We start from the raw sequence: 14,966 nt of genomic DNA, 5'->3' as shown, positions 1-14,966 counted from the left end.
CCCCGGCGCGCCCCGCCGCCACCACGTGCCGCAGCGGGCGGTCGGCGCGCAGCTCGCGCACGGCCACCCCGGGCCGGGCCGCCGGGGCCGCCAGCCGCGGCACCAGCGCCACCCCCATCCCGGCCTCCACCAGGGACAGCACCGCCGACCAGTCGGCGGCCGAGTGCGCCTGGTCGGGGGTGAACCCGGCGGCCGCGCAGGCGTGCTCGGTGATCTGCCGCCACGGACCGGAGTCGCCGAAGATCCACGGCTCCTCGGCCAGGTCGGCCAGGCGCAGCCCGGGGGCCGCGGCCAGCCGGTGGTGCGCGGGCAGCGCCGCCCGCAGCGGGTCGGCCAGCAGCACCGTGCGCTCGAAGGTGGCATCGCGCGGCGAGGGGGCGTCGGCGGCCAGCGACAGCGCCAGGTCCACCTCCCCGGCGGCCAGCAGCTCGTAGGCCTCGGCGGCCTCGGCCTCGCGCACCCGCACCGCCAGGCCGGGCCACCGCCGCCGCAGGTCGGCGGCGGCCGGGACGACCAGCGCGGGAATGGAGGTGGCGAACGCGCCCACGGTCACCCGCCCGGCCTCGCCGCGGGCGAAGGCCTCCAGCTCGGCCTCGGCACGCTCCAGCTCGGCGAAGACGGTGTCGCCGTGGCGCAGCAGCACGTGCGCGGCGTCGGTCAGGCGCACCCGCCGCCCGTGCGCCTCCAGCAGCTGCACCCCCGTCTCCCGGGACAGCCCGGCCAGCTGCTGGGACACGGCGGAGGGGGTCATGTTCAGGGCCTCGGCCGTGGCCCGGACGGTGCGGTGCTCGCCGAGCGCGCGCAGCACCCGCAGCTTGCGCAGATCCCAGTCGGTCATACCGCAAAGGGTAAGTGCGGCTGAACGGTCGCGCACCGACCGTTCAGCGAGGCGGGGGACGGGGACACGGGCGGGCGGTGCGCACGCGCGCGCCGCGCGGCTCGGTACCCTCGGACGGGTCGTGTTCTCCCCAATGAAGGCTAGGTAGGGCAGCCGTGCGCATCGCGAGATTCTCTTCCGGGGACGACGTCGGGTTCGGCCTGGTCGACACCGACGCCGAGAGCGGGCAGGAGTTCGTGTCCCGCATGAGCGGGCACCCCCTGCTCGGCAACATCCAGCTGACCGGGGAGCGCGCCAAGCTGGAGGACGTGCGGCTGCTGTCGCCGGTGCTGCCCAGCAAGGTGGTGTGCATCGGCAAGAACTACGCCGACCACGTCGCCGAGATGAAGGACGTGACCGGTGAGGCCACCGCCGAGCCGGTGGTCTTCCTCAAGCCGTCCACCGCGGTGACCGGGCCGGGCGACCCGGTGTTCTACCCGGCCGCCTCCTCGCAGGTGGAGTACGAGGGCGAGCTGGCCGTGGTCATCGGCCGGATGGGGCGCGAGGTGCCCGCCGAGCGCGCCGGGGAGATGGTGTTCGGCTACACCGTCGCCAACGATGTGACCGCCCGCGACCTGCAGCGCACCGACAAGCAGTGGACGCGGGCCAAGGGGTTCGACTCCTTCTGCCCGGTCGGGCCGTGGGTCGAGACCGGCCTCACCCTGGAGGAGGCCTCCGACCTGCGCATCACCACCACCGTGGACGGACAGGTGCGCCAGGACGCCCGCACGTCGGCCCTGATGCACCCGATCCCCGAGCTGATCTCCTACGTCAGCTCCTTCATGACCCTGCTGCCCGGGGACATCATCCTGACCGGCACCCCGGCCGGGGTCGGCCCGGTCGAGCCCGGGCAGCGCGTCAGCGTCGCGGTGGAGAAGGTGGGCGAGCTGTCCAACCCCGTGGTCACCCGGGAGTAGGCCCGGGGGCGACCGCCTCCCCGACCGCCTCCGCCGGGACCGCCGCCCCCTTCGGGAATCCGAAGAGCAGGGTGAGCACGAACCCGGCGGCATAGCCCACCAGCAGCCCGCCGCCGTAGACCGCCACGGCCGGTCCGATCCCGGCGCTGCCCTGCACCAGCGGGAACAGCGCCCATCCGGACGGGCCGATGGCGGTCGACCCGGTGGTCGCCCAGAGCTGGCCCATCAGCCCCACGAACGCGCCGCCGACGGCGCCGCCCGCACACGCGGTGATGAACGGGCGGCCCAGCGGCAGCGTGACGCCGTAGATGAGCGGCTCGCCCACGCCCAGCAGTCCCGCGGGCAGGGCGGAGCGGACGGTGGCGCGGATGCCCTCGTCGTGCTTCAGGCGGCGGTAGACCGCCAGCGCCGCGCCCACCTGCCCGGCCCCGGCCATGGACAGGATCGGCAGCAGGGTGGTGTAGCCCTCCAGGTCGATGAGGGTGGTGTGGATGGGGATGAGGGCCTGGTGCAGGCCCAGCATCACCAGCGGCAGGAAGAGCCCGCCCAGCACCAGGCCGGCGAACGCGCCCGCGGTCCCCAGCAGCCAGTCGGCCCCGGCGCCGATCGCCTCGGACAGCGCTCCGGCGGCCAGCATCAGCCCGAAGACCGTGGCCAGGCCCGCCACCAGCACCGCGATGGTGGGGGTGAGCAGCACGTCCAGGGTGCCGGGCATGTGGCGGCGCACCCGGCGCTCCACGAAGGCGCACAGCACCGCCGCGCCCAGGGCGCCCAGCACGCCGCCCTGGCCGGGGGAGAGGGCGGTGCCGAACACCTGCACGTCGGCGACCCCGGCGAAGGGGATGATGGCGGCGACGGCGCCGCCCAGGACGGGGGTGCCGCCGAACTCCTTGGCGGCGTTCATCCCGACGAACACGGTGATCAGCGACATGAAGCCGGAGCTGATCGCGGTGAGCGCGGGGACGGCGCCCTCCAGCCAGCCGAGGTTGCGCAGCAGGCCGGTGACCCCGGCGATGATCCCGCAGGCGATCAGGGCGGGGATGAGCGGGACGAAGATGTTGGCGATGCGGCGCAGGAAGAGCTTGAACGGGGTGGCGTTGCGGCGCTTGTTGGCGGCCCGGATGGCGGCGCCCCGCTCGGCGAGCTCCTCTGCCGTGTCCGTCCCGCCGTCCTGGCGGCCCTCGTCTGCTCCTCCCTCCTCCTCCACCAGTCTTCCGAAGGCCTCCGCGACCGCGTTCACCGCCCGGGGGCCGACGACGACCTGGTAGGTGTCGTCCTCGACGACGCCGAGGACGCCGGGCAGGGCGCGCACGTCGGCGTCGCGCACCCGCGACCGGTCGGCCAGGCCGAGGCGGAGGCGGCTGATGCAGTTCGCGATCGAGGTGACGTTGGCGGCGCCGCCGACGAGCGGGAGCAGCGCGCGGGCGGTGTCCTCGGGCCTCGGGGCGGGGCCGGGGCCGGACCGGTCGGACATGGGGGGCTCCTTTCAACCGGGGGGCGCCGTGCCCTCAGGGGGCGGCGGCGATGGCCTCGCGCAGGCGCCCGTCGCTGTCGCGCAGCAGGCGGGCGGCGGTCGCGGCGTCGACGTCGGCGGCGAGCACGAGGATGGCCTCCTTGACGCCGCCGCCGGTCGAGGTGAGCGCGGCCTCGGCGTCCTCGGGGGAGGCGCCGGTGGCGGCCTCGACGATGCCCAGGGAGCGGGCGCGCAGCTTCTCGTTGGTGGCGCGCAGGTCCACCATGAGGTTCCCGTAGGTCTTGCCGAGGCGGATCATGGTGACGGTGGAGAGCATGTTCAGCACGAGCTTCTGCGCCGTCCCGGCCTTGAGCCGGGTGGACCCGGCGATCAGCTCGGGGCCGACGACGACCTCCACGGGGTGCTCGGCGGCGGCGCCCAGCGGGGACCCGGGGTTGCAGGAGACTCCGACGGTCAGCGCCCCGGCCCCGCGGGCGGTGCGCACGGCCTGCACCGCGTAGGGGGTGCGGCCGGAGGCCGAGACGCCCACGACGGTGTCGTCGGGGCCCACGCCCAGGGCGGAGAGGTCGGCGGCGGCCGCGGCGGTGTCGTCCTCGGCGCCCTCCACGGCGGTGCCGACGGCGCGGGGCCCGCCCGCGATGAGCCCGATGACCTGCGCGGGGTCGGTGCCGAAGGTGGGCGGGCACTCGGAGGCGTCGAGCACCCCGAGGCGCCCGGCGGTGCCCGCGCCCGCGTAGATGAGCCGCCCGCCGTGCCGCATGCGCTCGGCGGCGGCGTCCACCGCGGCGGCGAGTGCGGGAACGGCGTCGGCGACCGCGGCGGGGACCTTGGCGTCCTCGGCGTTCATGGTGCGCAGGATGTCCGCGGTGGCCATTCGGTCGATGTCGGCGAGGTCGTCCCGGCGGGCCTCGGTCGCCAGCCCGGCGAGCTCGTCCCGCAGTCCTCGGTCGAGCCCCTGGTGGTCGGTACCGGTCCCGGTGCTGGCCATGCGTGCGCCCCTCCTGCTGAAGGTTTCCTTCCTCGCCCTTCGGTTCCCAGAAGGTAATTTTCCCACTGGCGGCAGGAAAACGCACAGCACCGGTGACATGCCTCACATGCCCCGTATGCGCTTCCTGGGGGAGTCTCCAGGGGTCCGGAAGTGGCCGAGGGGGGACGGCTCCGCATCCTGCCAGGTGAGGAAGGGGGAGAGGAGACTCGCTGGGTATTTTGTGGCGGTTTGTCCTTCTTTAGAGCTTGTTCAGGCATTTAAGGCCGGTATAAGTTCCCTGCGCTCCCGTTCACCCCCGTGCATCCCCTGCCATCCCCCGATATCCCCCGCGGAGGCCTGCGCCCGTGTCCCCCGGCGAACACCACCGACGCCCCCTGCCCCCGGCCGCCCGCCGCCTGGCGGCCCAGACGACGGTGATCACCACCGTCCTCGCACTCCTGGCCCCCTCGCCCTGGTCCCGGACGCCGAGACGGCATGCATGCCGCGCCTGACCCCCGTAGCGGACGCCGACGGCACGACCCCGGGCCAGCGCATGGGGGCCGCCGACCGGAGAGGTGGTGTCCGTCGAGCGCGGAAGGTTCGGTGAGGAGGAGGTGTCGAACGAATACTCCTTCTATCCGGAGTTGCCCGGGCTCTTTCCCTGGGGGGAGGGTTCGGGTGGGTGTCCCATGTTCTTCTCCCTCGACGGAGAGGGGAATGTCTCGAAGATTGTGGTCACGGATGAGATTTCCGTCAAGGTGCGGGACATGGGACTGATCGAGCTGATCGATGGGGTGATCACAGGGAGCGTTGATTGTCCAATATTGGGATCTGGTTGGACTACTGCTGATTTCCGGCGAAATTCGCTGGTCATGGGGCGCGGGCGGGAGTACTGGAATGAGTGAACCTGGTCTGTAGTTCACAATGAGTCGGCAAGGTAGGAAATGGATTCACGACCGAGTAAGCCCGCAGTCTTCGTTCTCGGCTTCGCCGTGCTCCTTGCGGGCGTGTCCGTCGTGGCGCGGTTCGGGGACTCGCTCGGGGTTCCCGGTGCGGACGGCCTGAGCTGGCTCGCGCAAGAGCCTGTGCATTACGCGCCCGACCCTTCCGGATGGCGGCGGGCCGAGGCCGCCGGTATCTCCTACGCGGTACCCGGTGACTGGATCGCCGTGGAGGAAGGCGGCCTCAGGCGGGGCTACGCCGCCTCATGGCACGCCCCTGAAGGAGAGGCGCGCTGGGAGCTGAGTGTCCTCGACTATCCCGGAGTGGACACCGATGCCTTCCGCGTGCTCGTCGACGCCGCCTCCGCGGAGTACGGCACCGAGCTCGACCTCCCGCTCGGCGGCAACGACGAGTGTCGGGAGCACGAGCTCGTCGACGCGTACCTGGCCGGCAGCTGCGCCGTCCCCGCCGTCCACCTCGACCCGGAGACCGGACGCCGGATCGAAGGCATGTCCGGCACCTACTTCTCCGTCCAAGTGGAGCAGGACTCCGCCCCGGTGATCGTGCGGCTCCTCTACTCAAGGGACGTGGGCGGCGACGACATCGCGACGATGCTCAACAACGTCCGTCCCGCTCCCGACGGCGGGAGTGCCTGGCTCGACCGTTGAGTCCCTGAATCCCCCGATCCCCACGAGACGAGTTCCCCGATGCGCATGTCCCCCTCTTCCGTCGTCTTCTCGGCGATCATGGCGGTCTTCGCCGTCGGTCTGTCGATCGCCGCGACCCGTCAGTACACCGACCTGCTTCCCGCGCCCCAAGAGAGCGCCTCCGACACACCGGTTGCGATGAGCGCTGAAGAGTTCGCGCGTTCCGAGTCGTTGGTCTGGCCGCCCGGGGCGCAGTCGGACGGGGCGCCTTCCGGGCTGCCCGAGGGGTGGACGTCCGTCACCGAGGTCGGACTCGACATCCCTATGCCCGAGGGGTGGGTGGAGAACAGGGGAGAGGATTCGGAGCCCCTCCCCGAGACGGACGGTGATGGTGAGTTCGTCGGGGGCAACGCCCGGATCATCGAGGTGGCCGACGACGGGCTCGACGCCTCTGGGACGGTGATTCGCCTGCTCAACAACCTCGCCTACACGGGGAAGGTGGAGAGCGCGATCAATCGTTACGAGCGCCCGGCCCCCGGAATCCACGAGGGGACGGCCGCCGAAGTGACCTACGAGGTCCTCGCCCCGGACCTGAAGGACGAGGCCGACGGCCCCGTCCGGGGCGTGCTCTACGCCGTGCAGCCGACCCCGGAGGACGAACCCGTCGCCATCTGGTGGGAGTGGCCCGAGGAGGACTACCCGGACAACGTCGTGGACATCGTCACCGTCGGCGTCCGTCCGGCGGTGTGACCTCCGCCCCCGTGTCCGGCCCCCGCCGCCGTGATGGGGGCCCGCGGTGGTCCCGTGTGATCTGCGGCGGGTATACCTGGACGGGCCGACTGCGGCCTTTTGCCAGGTAAGCCGTGTTCGTCGCCGTTGAAAGGCTTTGTCCATGCTCGACCTGACGCGCCTCCGGTCCCGGGGGGCCGCCGTCCTGGCCGCCGTGCTCGCCGTCGTCCTCGTGGCCGGGTGCGACCCGGCCGGCGGGCGCGGGGGCGAACCCGGCGGCGGGGCCTCCGGCTCCGGGGACGCCGCCCCGCTCGGCGACGGCGGGCGCGGGGTGCGTGTCATGGCGGTCGGCGACTCCCTCACCCACGGCGGCACCGGCGACTTCACCTGGCGGTACCGGCTCTGGAACCACCTCGCCGACACCGACCCCGACCTGGAGTTCGTCGGGCCCCGGGACGGCGTCGAGAACCGCGCCACCGAGGGCGAGGACGAGCACGACGGCTACGCCGACCCCGACTTCGGCACCGCCCACGACGCCATGTGGGGGCGCACTCTCAAGGACGCCTCCCAGGAGGTCGGCGACACCGTCGCCGAGTACGACCCCGACGTCCTGCTCGTCCTCCTCGGCATCAACGACCTCGGCTGGTTGGGCGCCGAGCCCGAGCGGATGCACGGGCAGGTGCGGGACCTGCTGGAGGAGGCGCGCCAGGGGGACGACCCGCCGCAGGTGCTCCTCGCCGGGGTGCTCCCCACCCAGCGCGGCGTGGACGACCCCTCGTTCTCCGCCAAGGTCGGCGCCTACAACTCCGGCCTGGACGCCATCGCCGAGGACGAGTCGCGCTCCGGCGCCCGCGTCGTCCACGTCGACATCGCCGACGCCGAGTCCTACCTCCCCGACCGCGACACCTACGACGGCACCCACCCCAACGCCCGCGGCGAGCTGAAGATCGCGGCCGCCTTCGCCGACGCCCTGCACGCCGAGTTCGGCTACGGCGCGGCCTACCCCCGTCCGCTCCCCGAGACGGAGTTCGGCCCGCAGCAGTCCCCCGAGCCGACCGCCGAACTCGTCCCCGGGCAGGGGGCGGTCGTGCGCTGGGAGCCCGTCCCGGGGGCCACGACCTACCGGGTGCGCTGGGCCGAGGAGGGACAGGCGGGTGCCGGAGAAGGGGAGCCGGTCTGGTCGCGGGCACGGCCCCTCCCGGCCTACGAGCGCACCTGGACCCTGGAGGACCTCGACCCGGGGGCCGAGTACACCTTCCAGGTCCGCGCCGACAAGGGCTGGCACAAGGGCGGCTACTCCGACGCCGTCGTCGTCTCCACGGAGGCGTGAGGCGGGCATGACGCGGGCGTGAGCGCGGCCGGACCCCGTCGGCGGCCCATCAGGGAAACCACCAGTCTGTGTCCGCGGACCTTCCGGGGCCACCGCGGCCCCGACTAGCGTTCGGGGCAGCCGCGACGGCGTCGGCGCCGGTGGGAAGGGGTGTCGCGGATCCCCGACCGACCGGATGGTCGGTTTAGTGCCCCGGCGCCGCGCGCCGCGACCCGAGAGGAGCCCATGGACGGCCATGTCCTGTCGGTCGAGCAGCTCACCGTCGCCTTCGGCGGCCTCACCGCGCTCGACCGCGTCACCTTCGACGTGCCCCACCGCAGCGTCGTCGGCCTGATCGGCCCCAACGGCGCCGGGAAGACCACCGTGTTCAACGCGGTCAGCGGCGTCGTCCGCCCCCGGGAGGGCANCCCCCACCACCTGCCGCGCCTGGGCATCTCCCGGATGCTGCAGGGCCTGGGCCTGTTCCCCGGGATGACCGTGCTGGAGAACGTGATGGTGGGCGCCGACCCGCTGGCCGCCGGCGGCCTGCCCGGCATGCTCACCGGCCTGGGCCGCGCCCCGCGCGACGAGCGCCGGGTGCGCGAGCGGGCCGAGGCCGCGCTCGGTGAGTTCGGCGTCGCCGACGCCGCCCACGCCCTGCCCGGCACCCTGCCCTACGGGGTGCAGAAGCGGGTGGCGCTGGCCCGCGCCTGCGTGTGCTCCCCGGAACTGCTCCTGCTCGACGAGCCCGCCTCCGGGCTGGCCGCCGACGAGGTCTCCGAGCTGGCCGAGCGCGTGCGCATGATGCGCGACCACGGGTCGGTGCTCCTCGTCGAGCACCACATGGACCTGGTCATGCGCGTCTGCGACCGGGTGGTCGTGCTCGACTTCGGCCGGGTGATCGCCGACGGGACCCCGGACGAGGTGCGCGCCGACCCCGCCGTCGAGCGCGCCTACCTGGGGCCGCCCGACGGGGACGGCGACCTGCTCGCCCCCGGTGCCCCCAGCACCCCCGACGCCCCCGGCGGGCCCGCCCCCGAGGAGGCCCGCGATGGCCGCTGACCCCGCCGCCCCGGGCACCGCTCCCGCCCCGGCCCTGCGCACCGAAGGGCTGACCGTCCACTACGGCGCCGTCCGCGCCCTCGACGCCGTCGACCTGGAGGTCGCCCCCGGCGCCCTGCACGCCGTCCTGGGCGCCAACGGCGCCGGGAAGACCACCTTCCTGCGCGCCGCCTCCGGACTCCACCCGCCCCGCTCCGGCCGCGTCCTCCTCTTCGGCGAGGACGTCACCGGCGCCCCCGCCGAAGAGCTGGTCCGCCGCGGCCTGCTGCACGTCCCCGAGGGCGGCGGCGTGCTCACCGAGCTCACCGTGGAGGAGAACCTGCGCCTGGGCGGCCTGGTCCGGCCGGGGCGCGCCGCCCGCGCCGCCGCGCTCGGCGAGGTCTACGACCTCTTCGAACCCCTGCGCGAGCGCCGCACCCGCTCGGCCTCCTCCCTGTCCGGCGGCGAGCGNGCCCCCAGATGCTCGCCATCGGCAGGGCGCTGATGGCCGGTCCGCGCGTCGTCCTGCTGGACGAGCCCTCGCTCGGCCTGGCCCCGCTCATCACCCGCCGCATCATGCACCTGCTCCAGGACCTGCGCGCCCGCACCGGCCTGACGGTCGTCCTCGTCGAGCAGAACGCCCGCACCGCCCTGCGCTCCAGCGACCGCGCCCACGTGCTCGACCAGGGGGCCGTGGCCGCCGAGGGCGCCTCGGCCGACCTGCTCGGCGACCCCCGTGTCCGCGCCGCCTACCTGGGTCTGTGAGGGAGCCGACCATGGAGCACTTCGCCAACCTCACCCTCAACGGGCTGGCCACGGGGGCGGTCTACGCCGCCCTGGCCCTGTCCCTGGTCCTGATCTACCAGGCCACCCGGGTGCTCAACTTCGCCCAGCCCGCCTTCGCGCTGGTCTCGGCCTACGTGGCCTACGCGGTGACCTCGGCCACCGGCTCCTACTGGGCCGGGTTCGCCGCGGCCCTGGCCGTCGGCGCCCTGCTGGGCGCGGCCACCGAGCGGTTCCTGGTGCGCCCGCTGCGCAACGCCTCCCCGCTCAGCCCGATCATCGCCACCCTGGGCCTGCTCATGGTCCTGCAGGGCGCCGTGGGCATGGTGTGGGGCAACGAGCCGCTGTCCTTCGCCTACCCGCTGGACTACCGCGGCCGCTTCTCCCCGGCCGACGCCTTCGCCCTGGTCTCGGTGCTGCTCGTGGCCCTCGCCCTGTTCGCCCTCTACCGGTTCACCCCCGCCGGGCTGCGCATGCGCGCCGCCGCCATCCGCCCCGAGGCCGCCCGGCTGTCCGGGGTGCGGGTGGGCGCGGTGCTGGCCTCCGCCTGGGCGCTGGCCTCGGCGATCGGCGCGCTCGCGGGGATGCTCGCCGCCCCGCCCTTCCTGGCCCCCAACTCCTTCGACCTGATCTTCGTGTTCGCCATCGCCGCCGCCGTGGCGGGCGGCCTGGAGAACCCCTTCGGCGCCGTGGCCGGGGGCCTGGCCGTCGGCGTCCTGCTGTCCTACGTCACCGGCTACGCGGGCCCGGAACTGACCGCGCTCGCCGCGCTGGCGGTGCTGCTGACCGTGCTCGCCCTCAAACCGGACGGCCTGTTCTCCCGGGCCGCCGCCCGAAAGGTCTGACCATGGCCCCGTCCACCCACCGCGCCCCGGCCTCCGACGCCGGTTCCACCCCCGCGGGATCGGATCCCGCGGCCTCTGCCCGCCGGGGGCCGCGCTCCGTGCCCGGCCACCCCCTCCTGGGCCACCCCCTCCTGCGCCGCCTGCTCCTGGCGGCGGCGGCACTGGCCGCCGTCGCCGCGGTCACCACGGCCACCGGCCCCGTCACCGACCTGCGCGTGGCGAACGCGGGCCTGTTCCTCCTGGCCGTGGCCGGGCTGCAGGTCCTGGTGGGCACCAGCGGCCAGGTGTCGCTGGGCCACGGCGCCTTCATGTTCGTCGGCGCCTACACCATGGCCCTGCTGGTGGTGAACGTCCCCGCGCTGCCGCTGGCCGCCGGGATGGCGGCCGCCTGCGCCGCCGGGTGCCTGGCGGGCCTGGCCGTCGGCGCGGCCACCGCCCGCCTGCACGGCCCCTACCTGGCGGGGGCCACGCTGATGCTGGCCGTGGGCCTGCCCGCGATCGCCCTGCGGTTCCCGGACCTCCTGGGCGGCGCCAACGGCCTGGGGTTCTCCACCATCGGCGCGCCCCCGGCCCTGGCGGGCCTGGTGGACGACACCCAGTGGCGGGCGATCGTGGTGTGGACGGTCGCCCTGATCGGCCTGGTGGTGCTGGCGACCGCGAGCGGCGGACGCCTCGGGCGCCACCTGCGGGCGGTGCGCGACGACCCGACCGCGGCGGCGCTGTCGGGCGTCCCCGTGGGCCGCGTGCGCGTCACCGCCTTCGTCATCAGCGCCGGAGCGGGGTCGCTGGCCGGGGCCTGCCAGGCCTACGTGCTGGGCACGGCCACCCCCTCCACGTACGGGCTGGCCCTGTCGCTGGTCCTGCTCGCCGCCCTCGTCCTCGGCGGCCTGGGCAGCCTGTGGGGCGCCTTCTGGGCGGCCCTGGCCATCGTCTACGTGGAGGTCGCCGGAACCGAGCTGGCCCACGCCCTGGAGCTGGACACCGACGTGCGCAACAACCTGCCCGTCGTCTTCTTCGGCGCCGTCCTGATCATCGTCGTCCTCGCCTGGCCGCGCGGCGTGCACGGCGCGCTCTCCGCCCTCGGCCGCCACCGAAGCACCCCCCAGCAGACGGGAGATTCCTGATGAGAACCGATCCCATCCGTGCCGCCCGGCCCCTGGCCGCCGTGTCCCTGGCGCTGGCGGTGCTCGCGGCCGGGTGCACCGGCGCCGGCCAGACCGGCGAGGGGGCCGAGGCCGACCTCGACGTGTCGACCGGCGTCACCGACGACACGGTCACCATCGGCGCCCACATGCCCCTGACCGGCCCCGCCGCCCCCGGCTACAGCCAGATCTCCGTCGGCGCCCAGGCGGTGTACGACTTCGTCAACGCCAACGGCGGTGTGCACGGGCGCACCATCGAGTACCTCGCCGAGGACGACGCCTACGACCCCACCCGGACGGTGGAGGTCACCCGGGAACTGGTGCACGAGGACGAGGTCTTCGCCATGGTCGGCGGACTCGGCACGCCCACCCACTCCAAGGTGGTCGACTTCCTCAACAGGGAGGGGGTGCCCGACCTGTTCCCCTCCTCCGGGGCGCTGATGTGGAACGACCCCGAGAAGTACCCGCTGACCTACGGCTACCAGGTCGACTACACCAAGGAGTCGAAGATCCTCGGCGAGTACGTCTCCGAGGAGTTCGAGGACGCCGAGGTCGGCTACCTGCTGCAGAACGACGACGTGGGCGTCGACTCGCAGCGCGGCCTGGACATGTACCTGCAGGACCAGGCGGTGGCCGTGGAGCACTACGAGTCCGGGGCCGAGGACCTGTCCGCGCAGATCGCCGGGCTGGAGCAGGAGGGCGCCGACGTGGTCGTCTGCGCCTGCATCCCCAACTACGTGGCCCTGGCGCTGCTGGAGTCGGCGCGCATCGGGTACGAGCCGCAGTTCATCACCAGCAGCATCGGCGGCGACACGGTCACCCTGCGCGGGCTGCTGTCCTCCTTCGCCGAGCAGGCCGGCTCCGGCGGCGACCCCGACGACTTCCTCAACGGGCTGATGACGCTGGGGTACCTGCCCCCGGTCGAGCTCGGCGGGGACGACCCCTGGGTCGAATTCCTCCGCGGCGTCTACGACGAGTACGGGGGCGACGCCCCGCTGAGCAACACCACGGTCTACGGCATGGTGCAGGCCGTGCAGTTCGTCCGGGCCCTGGAGGCCGCGGGGGAGGACCCCACCCGCGCTTCGCTCATCGAGGCGCTGGAGTCCCTGGAGTCCGGCGGCCCCGGCCTGGTGCCGTTCTCCTCCACCGGGGAGGACCGCGGCGGGTACGCCGGGGGCTTCATCACCCGCTACGAGGACGGCGAGCTGGAGATGGTCCGCGACCCCGCGGTCACCGACAGCGCCGAGGGCGACATCGAGCCGGCCGAGGTCGACCGCCCGCTCCCCGAGGACATCGGGCCCCTGGCCCAGGGGTGAGGCGGCCCCCGGCGGCACCGTGGGCCCCGGGGCGGCGGACTTCCGCCGCCCTGGGGCCGCATCCTGCGCCGATAGGCTTGGTCGGGTGAGTGAGACTTCGATTCGCGTTCGCTTCGCGCCGTCCCCGACGGGCATGTTCCACGTCGGCGGCGCCCGTTCCGCACTGTTCAACTGGGCACTGGCACAGCAGCAGCCCGAGGGCCGGTTCGTGCTCCGCATCGAGGACACCGACGCCGCCCGCAACAAGCCCGAATGGACCGAGGGCATCATCAGCGCCCTGGCCTGGCTCGGCATCTCCGAGGCGGACCCCCACTTCGAGGGGCCCTACTTCCAGTCGGCCTACGCCGACGAGCACATCCGGACCGCCGAGCGCCTCTACTCCGGCGGCCAGGCCTACTACTGCGCCTGCACCCGCGATCAGGTCGCCGAGCGCCGCGGCAACCCCCACCTGGGCTACGACGGCTTCTGCCGGGACCGCGGCCTGGAGCCGGGCCCCGGGCGCGCCCTGCGCTTCCGGGTCCCCGACGGCGGGCCGACCGTGGTCGAGGACCGGATCCGCGGCCGGGTGGAGTTCGAGCACGACAACATCGAGGACTTCGTCATCGCGCGCGCCGACGGCTCCCCGCTGTTCGTGCTGGCCAACGTGGTCGACGACGTCGAGATGGGCGTCAACGAGGTGATCCGCGGCGAGGAGCACCTGTCCAACACCCCCAAGCAGCAGCTGCTCTGGGAGGCGCTGGGTCAGACCCCTCCGGTGTGGGCGCCCCTGCCGGTCATCGTCAACGAGAAGCGGCAGAAGCTGTCCAAGCGCCGCGACAAGGTCGCCCTGGAGTCCTACCAGGACGAGGGCTACCTGCCCGAGGCCATGGTCAACTACCTGATGCTGCTGGGCTGGTCTCCGGGCGAGGACCGGGAGATCATGCCCTGGGAGCAGATGCAGCCGCTGTTCGACATCTCCGACGTGAACAGCTCCAGCGCGTTCTTCGACGAGAAGAAGCTGCGCGCCTTCAACGGCGAGTACATCCGCGCCTTGGACGCCGACGACTTCGTCGAGCGCTGCCGCCCCTACCTGGCCCCGGACAGGGCGCCCTGGCCCGCGTCCAACTTCGACGAGAAGGCGTTCCGCGCCGTCGCGCCGCTGGCCCAGAGCCGCATCGCGGTGCTCGGCGAGATCGTGCCCAACGTCGACTTCCTGTTCCTGGACGAGCCCGTCTTCGACGAGAAGTCGTGGAACAAGGCGATGAAGCCCGGCGTGGGCGAGGAGATGCTGTCGGCGTCCCTGGAGCGCTTCGGCGACCCCGGACAGGTCTGGGAGGCCGAGGCGCTCAAGACCGCCCTGGAGGAGGTCGGCCAGGCCCAGGGGCTCAAGCTCGGCAAGGCGCAGGCACCGGTGCGCGTGGCCGTCACCGGGCGGACCGTGGGCCTGCCGCTGTTCGAGTCCCTGGAGCTGCTCGGCCGCGACCGCGTGCGCGCGCGCTTGGAGGCCGCTCTGGAGCGCCTGCGCGCCGACCAGGCACGGGAGCAGGCGGACGCACCCGCGGAGTAGGACCGCCGGACCGGGGTGGCCGGGCGCACACCGGCCGCCCCGGATTCCGGTTCGCGAGCACTCCCGAAGTCCGCTAAAGTTATGCACGTCGCCGCGGGGGACAGGCCCGAAAGGGAAGGGCCCCCGGGGAGAACAGTGGGCTATGGTGTAATCGGCAGCACGACTGATTCTGGTTCAGTTAGTCTAGGTTCGAGTCCTGGTAGCCCAGCCAACGATCTTCCGGCCGGGAGATCGCGGGACCGGTAGAACGGTTCTCTTGGGCCCCCGTCGTCTAGTGGCCTAGGACGCCGCCCTCTCAAGGCGGTAACGGCGGTTCGAATCCGCTCGGGGGTACGCAGCAGGGAGAGGCTCCCACCCGATGGGAGCCTTTTTTCTGGCGCAGGCCGGGTCCGGCCGGGCCTTCAGGGGTCCGGTAGGATGAGGCACGAATA

The 14,966-nt window shown here is 73.4% G+C and carries 12 protein-coding genes, 2 tRNA genes and 2 pseudogenes; 13 read left to right on the top strand and 3 right to left on the bottom strand.

The window, feature by feature from the left end; all coding sequences use genetic code 11:
• Window positions 1-61 precede the first annotated feature (61 nt).
• Window positions 62-838, bottom strand: a pseudogene (locus D476_RS36505) (LysR family transcriptional regulator); the annotation flags it as partial.
• A gap of 155 nt (window positions 839-993) precedes the next feature.
• Here D476_RS36505 and D476_RS0119620 point away from each other — a divergent pair.
• On the top strand, window positions 994-1,794 hold the full coding sequence (locus tag D476_RS0119620; RefSeq protein ID WP_017625633.1) for a fumarylacetoacetate hydrolase family protein: 801 nt from the start codon (window positions 994-996) through the stop codon (window positions 1,792-1,794).
• Here the strand turns inward: D476_RS0119620 and D476_RS0119615 are convergent.
• Complete coding sequence (locus D476_RS0119615; RefSeq protein WP_017625632.1) at window positions 1,781-3,268, bottom strand: PTS transporter subunit EIIC; 1,488 nt, start codon at window positions 3,266-3,268, stop codon at window positions 1,781-1,783. The genes D476_RS0119620 and D476_RS0119615 overlap by 14 nt on opposite strands.
• Window positions 3,269-3,302: 34 nt before the next feature.
• Complete coding sequence (gene murQ, locus D476_RS0119610) at window positions 3,303-4,256, bottom strand: N-acetylmuramic acid 6-phosphate etherase (RefSeq protein WP_017625631.1); 954 nt, start codon at window positions 4,254-4,256, stop codon at window positions 3,303-3,305.
• 557 nt (window positions 4,257-4,813) lie between these two features.
• On the opposite strand from murQ, the gene D476_RS0119605 reads away from it, so the two are divergent.
• The 12 genes and pseudogenes from D476_RS0119605 (at window position 4,814) to D476_RS0119550 (ending at window position 14,868) form a co-directional block, all read left to right on the top strand.
• On the top strand, window positions 4,814-5,140 hold the full coding sequence (locus D476_RS0119605; protein WP_017625630.1) for a hypothetical protein: 327 nt from the start codon (window positions 4,814-4,816) through the stop codon (window positions 5,138-5,140).
• A 39-nt stretch (window positions 5,141-5,179) separates the two neighbouring features.
• Window positions 5,180-5,845 carry a hypothetical protein gene (locus D476_RS0119600; RefSeq protein WP_017625629.1) on the top strand — a complete coding sequence of 222 codons (666 nt, stop codon included), beginning with the start codon at window positions 5,180-5,182 and terminating at the stop codon, window positions 5,843-5,845.
• Window positions 5,846-5,890: 45 nt separating this feature from the next.
• Window positions 5,891-6,574, top strand: coding sequence for a hypothetical protein (locus D476_RS0119595; protein WP_152529395.1), 684 nt, complete (start codon window positions 5,891-5,893; stop codon window positions 6,572-6,574).
• A 142-nt stretch (window positions 6,575-6,716) separates the two neighbouring features.
• The gene (locus D476_RS0119590) at window positions 6,717-7,883 is read left to right on the top strand and encodes a GDSL-type esterase/lipase family protein (RefSeq protein WP_017625627.1); all 1,167 of its coding nucleotides are present in this window, start codon (window positions 6,717-6,719) and stop codon (window positions 7,881-7,883) included.
• A gap of 225 nt (window positions 7,884-8,108) precedes the next feature.
• Window positions 8,109-8,924: an ABC transporter ATP-binding protein gene (locus D476_RS0119585; protein ID WP_017625626.1), complete on the top strand. Its 816-nt coding sequence runs from the start codon at window positions 8,109-8,111 to the stop codon at window positions 8,922-8,924.
• Window positions 8,914-9,668, top strand: a pseudogene (locus D476_RS33880) (ABC transporter ATP-binding protein). The gene D476_RS0119585 and the pseudogene D476_RS33880 overlap by 11 nt, the downstream one beginning before the upstream one ends.
• Window positions 9,669-9,679: 11 nt before the next feature.
• On the top strand, window positions 9,680-10,531 hold the full coding sequence (locus tag D476_RS0119575) for a branched-chain amino acid ABC transporter permease (RefSeq protein WP_017625624.1): 852 nt from the start codon (window positions 9,680-9,682) through the stop codon (window positions 10,529-10,531).
• A gap of 2 nt (window positions 10,532-10,533) precedes the next feature.
• Window positions 10,534-11,655 (top strand): branched-chain amino acid ABC transporter permease, encoded by a 1,122-nt coding sequence (locus D476_RS0119570; protein ID WP_017625623.1) that lies wholly within the window; start codon window positions 10,534-10,536, stop codon window positions 11,653-11,655.
• Window positions 11,655-12,989 carry an ABC transporter substrate-binding protein gene (locus D476_RS0119565; RefSeq protein ID WP_017625622.1) on the top strand — a complete coding sequence of 445 codons (1,335 nt, stop codon included), beginning with the start codon at window positions 11,655-11,657 and terminating at the stop codon, window positions 12,987-12,989. Before D476_RS0119570 ends, D476_RS0119565 begins: the two co-directional genes overlap by 1 nt.
• Window positions 12,990-13,074: 85 nt before the next feature.
• Window positions 13,075-14,535 (top strand): glutamate--tRNA ligase, encoded by a 1,461-nt coding sequence (gene gltX, locus D476_RS0119560; RefSeq protein WP_083939579.1) that lies wholly within the window; start codon window positions 13,075-13,077, stop codon window positions 14,533-14,535.
• Between the two features lie 136 nt (window positions 14,536-14,671).
• A tRNA-Gln gene (locus tag D476_RS0119555) sits at window positions 14,672-14,746 on the top strand.
• A gap of 49 nt (window positions 14,747-14,795) precedes the next feature.
• Window positions 14,796-14,868, top strand: a tRNA-Glu gene (locus D476_RS0119550).
• The last annotated feature ends 98 nt before the right edge of the window (window positions 14,869-14,966 follow it).

The sequence above is a fragment of the Nocardiopsis chromatogenes YIM 90109 genome (assembly GCF_000341185.1).
GTDB classification, from domain to species: Bacteria; Actinomycetota; Actinomycetes; order Streptosporangiales; family Streptosporangiaceae; genus Nocardiopsis_A; species Nocardiopsis_A chromatogenes.
The sequence above is the reverse complement of the archived record's forward strand: the minus strand, read 5'-3'. Positions and strand labels throughout refer to the sequence as shown.

What these genes read in the sequence shown, in the direction of transcription:
- D476_RS0119615 (WP_017625632.1), bottom strand. Translation starts at nt 3,268, where the DNA reads ATGTCCGACCGGTCCGGCCCCGGCCCCGCCCCGAGGCCCGAGGACACC.
- murQ (WP_017625631.1), bottom strand. Translation starts at nt 4,256, where the DNA reads ATGGCCAGCACCGGGACCGGTACCGACCACCAGGGGCTCGACCGAGGA.
- D476_RS0119600 (WP_017625629.1), top strand. Translation starts at nt 5,180, where the DNA reads ATGGATTCACGACCGAGTAAGCCCGCAGTCTTCGTTCTCGGCTTCGCC.
- D476_RS0119595 (WP_152529395.1), top strand. Translation starts at nt 5,891, where the DNA reads ATGTCCCCCTCTTCCGTCGTCTTCTCGGCGATCATGGCGGTCTTCGCC.
- D476_RS0119590 (WP_017625627.1), top strand. Translation starts at nt 6,717, where the DNA reads ATGCTCGACCTGACGCGCCTCCGGTCCCGGGGGGCCGCCGTCCTGGCC.
- D476_RS0119575 (WP_017625624.1), top strand. Translation starts at nt 9,680, where the DNA reads ATGGAGCACTTCGCCAACCTCACCCTCAACGGGCTGGCCACGGGGGCG.
- D476_RS0119570 (WP_017625623.1), top strand. Translation starts at nt 10,534, where the DNA reads ATGGCCCCGTCCACCCACCGCGCCCCGGCCTCCGACGCCGGTTCCACC.
- D476_RS0119565 (WP_017625622.1), top strand. Translation starts at nt 11,655, where the DNA reads ATGAGAACCGATCCCATCCGTGCCGCCCGGCCCCTGGCCGCCGTGTCC.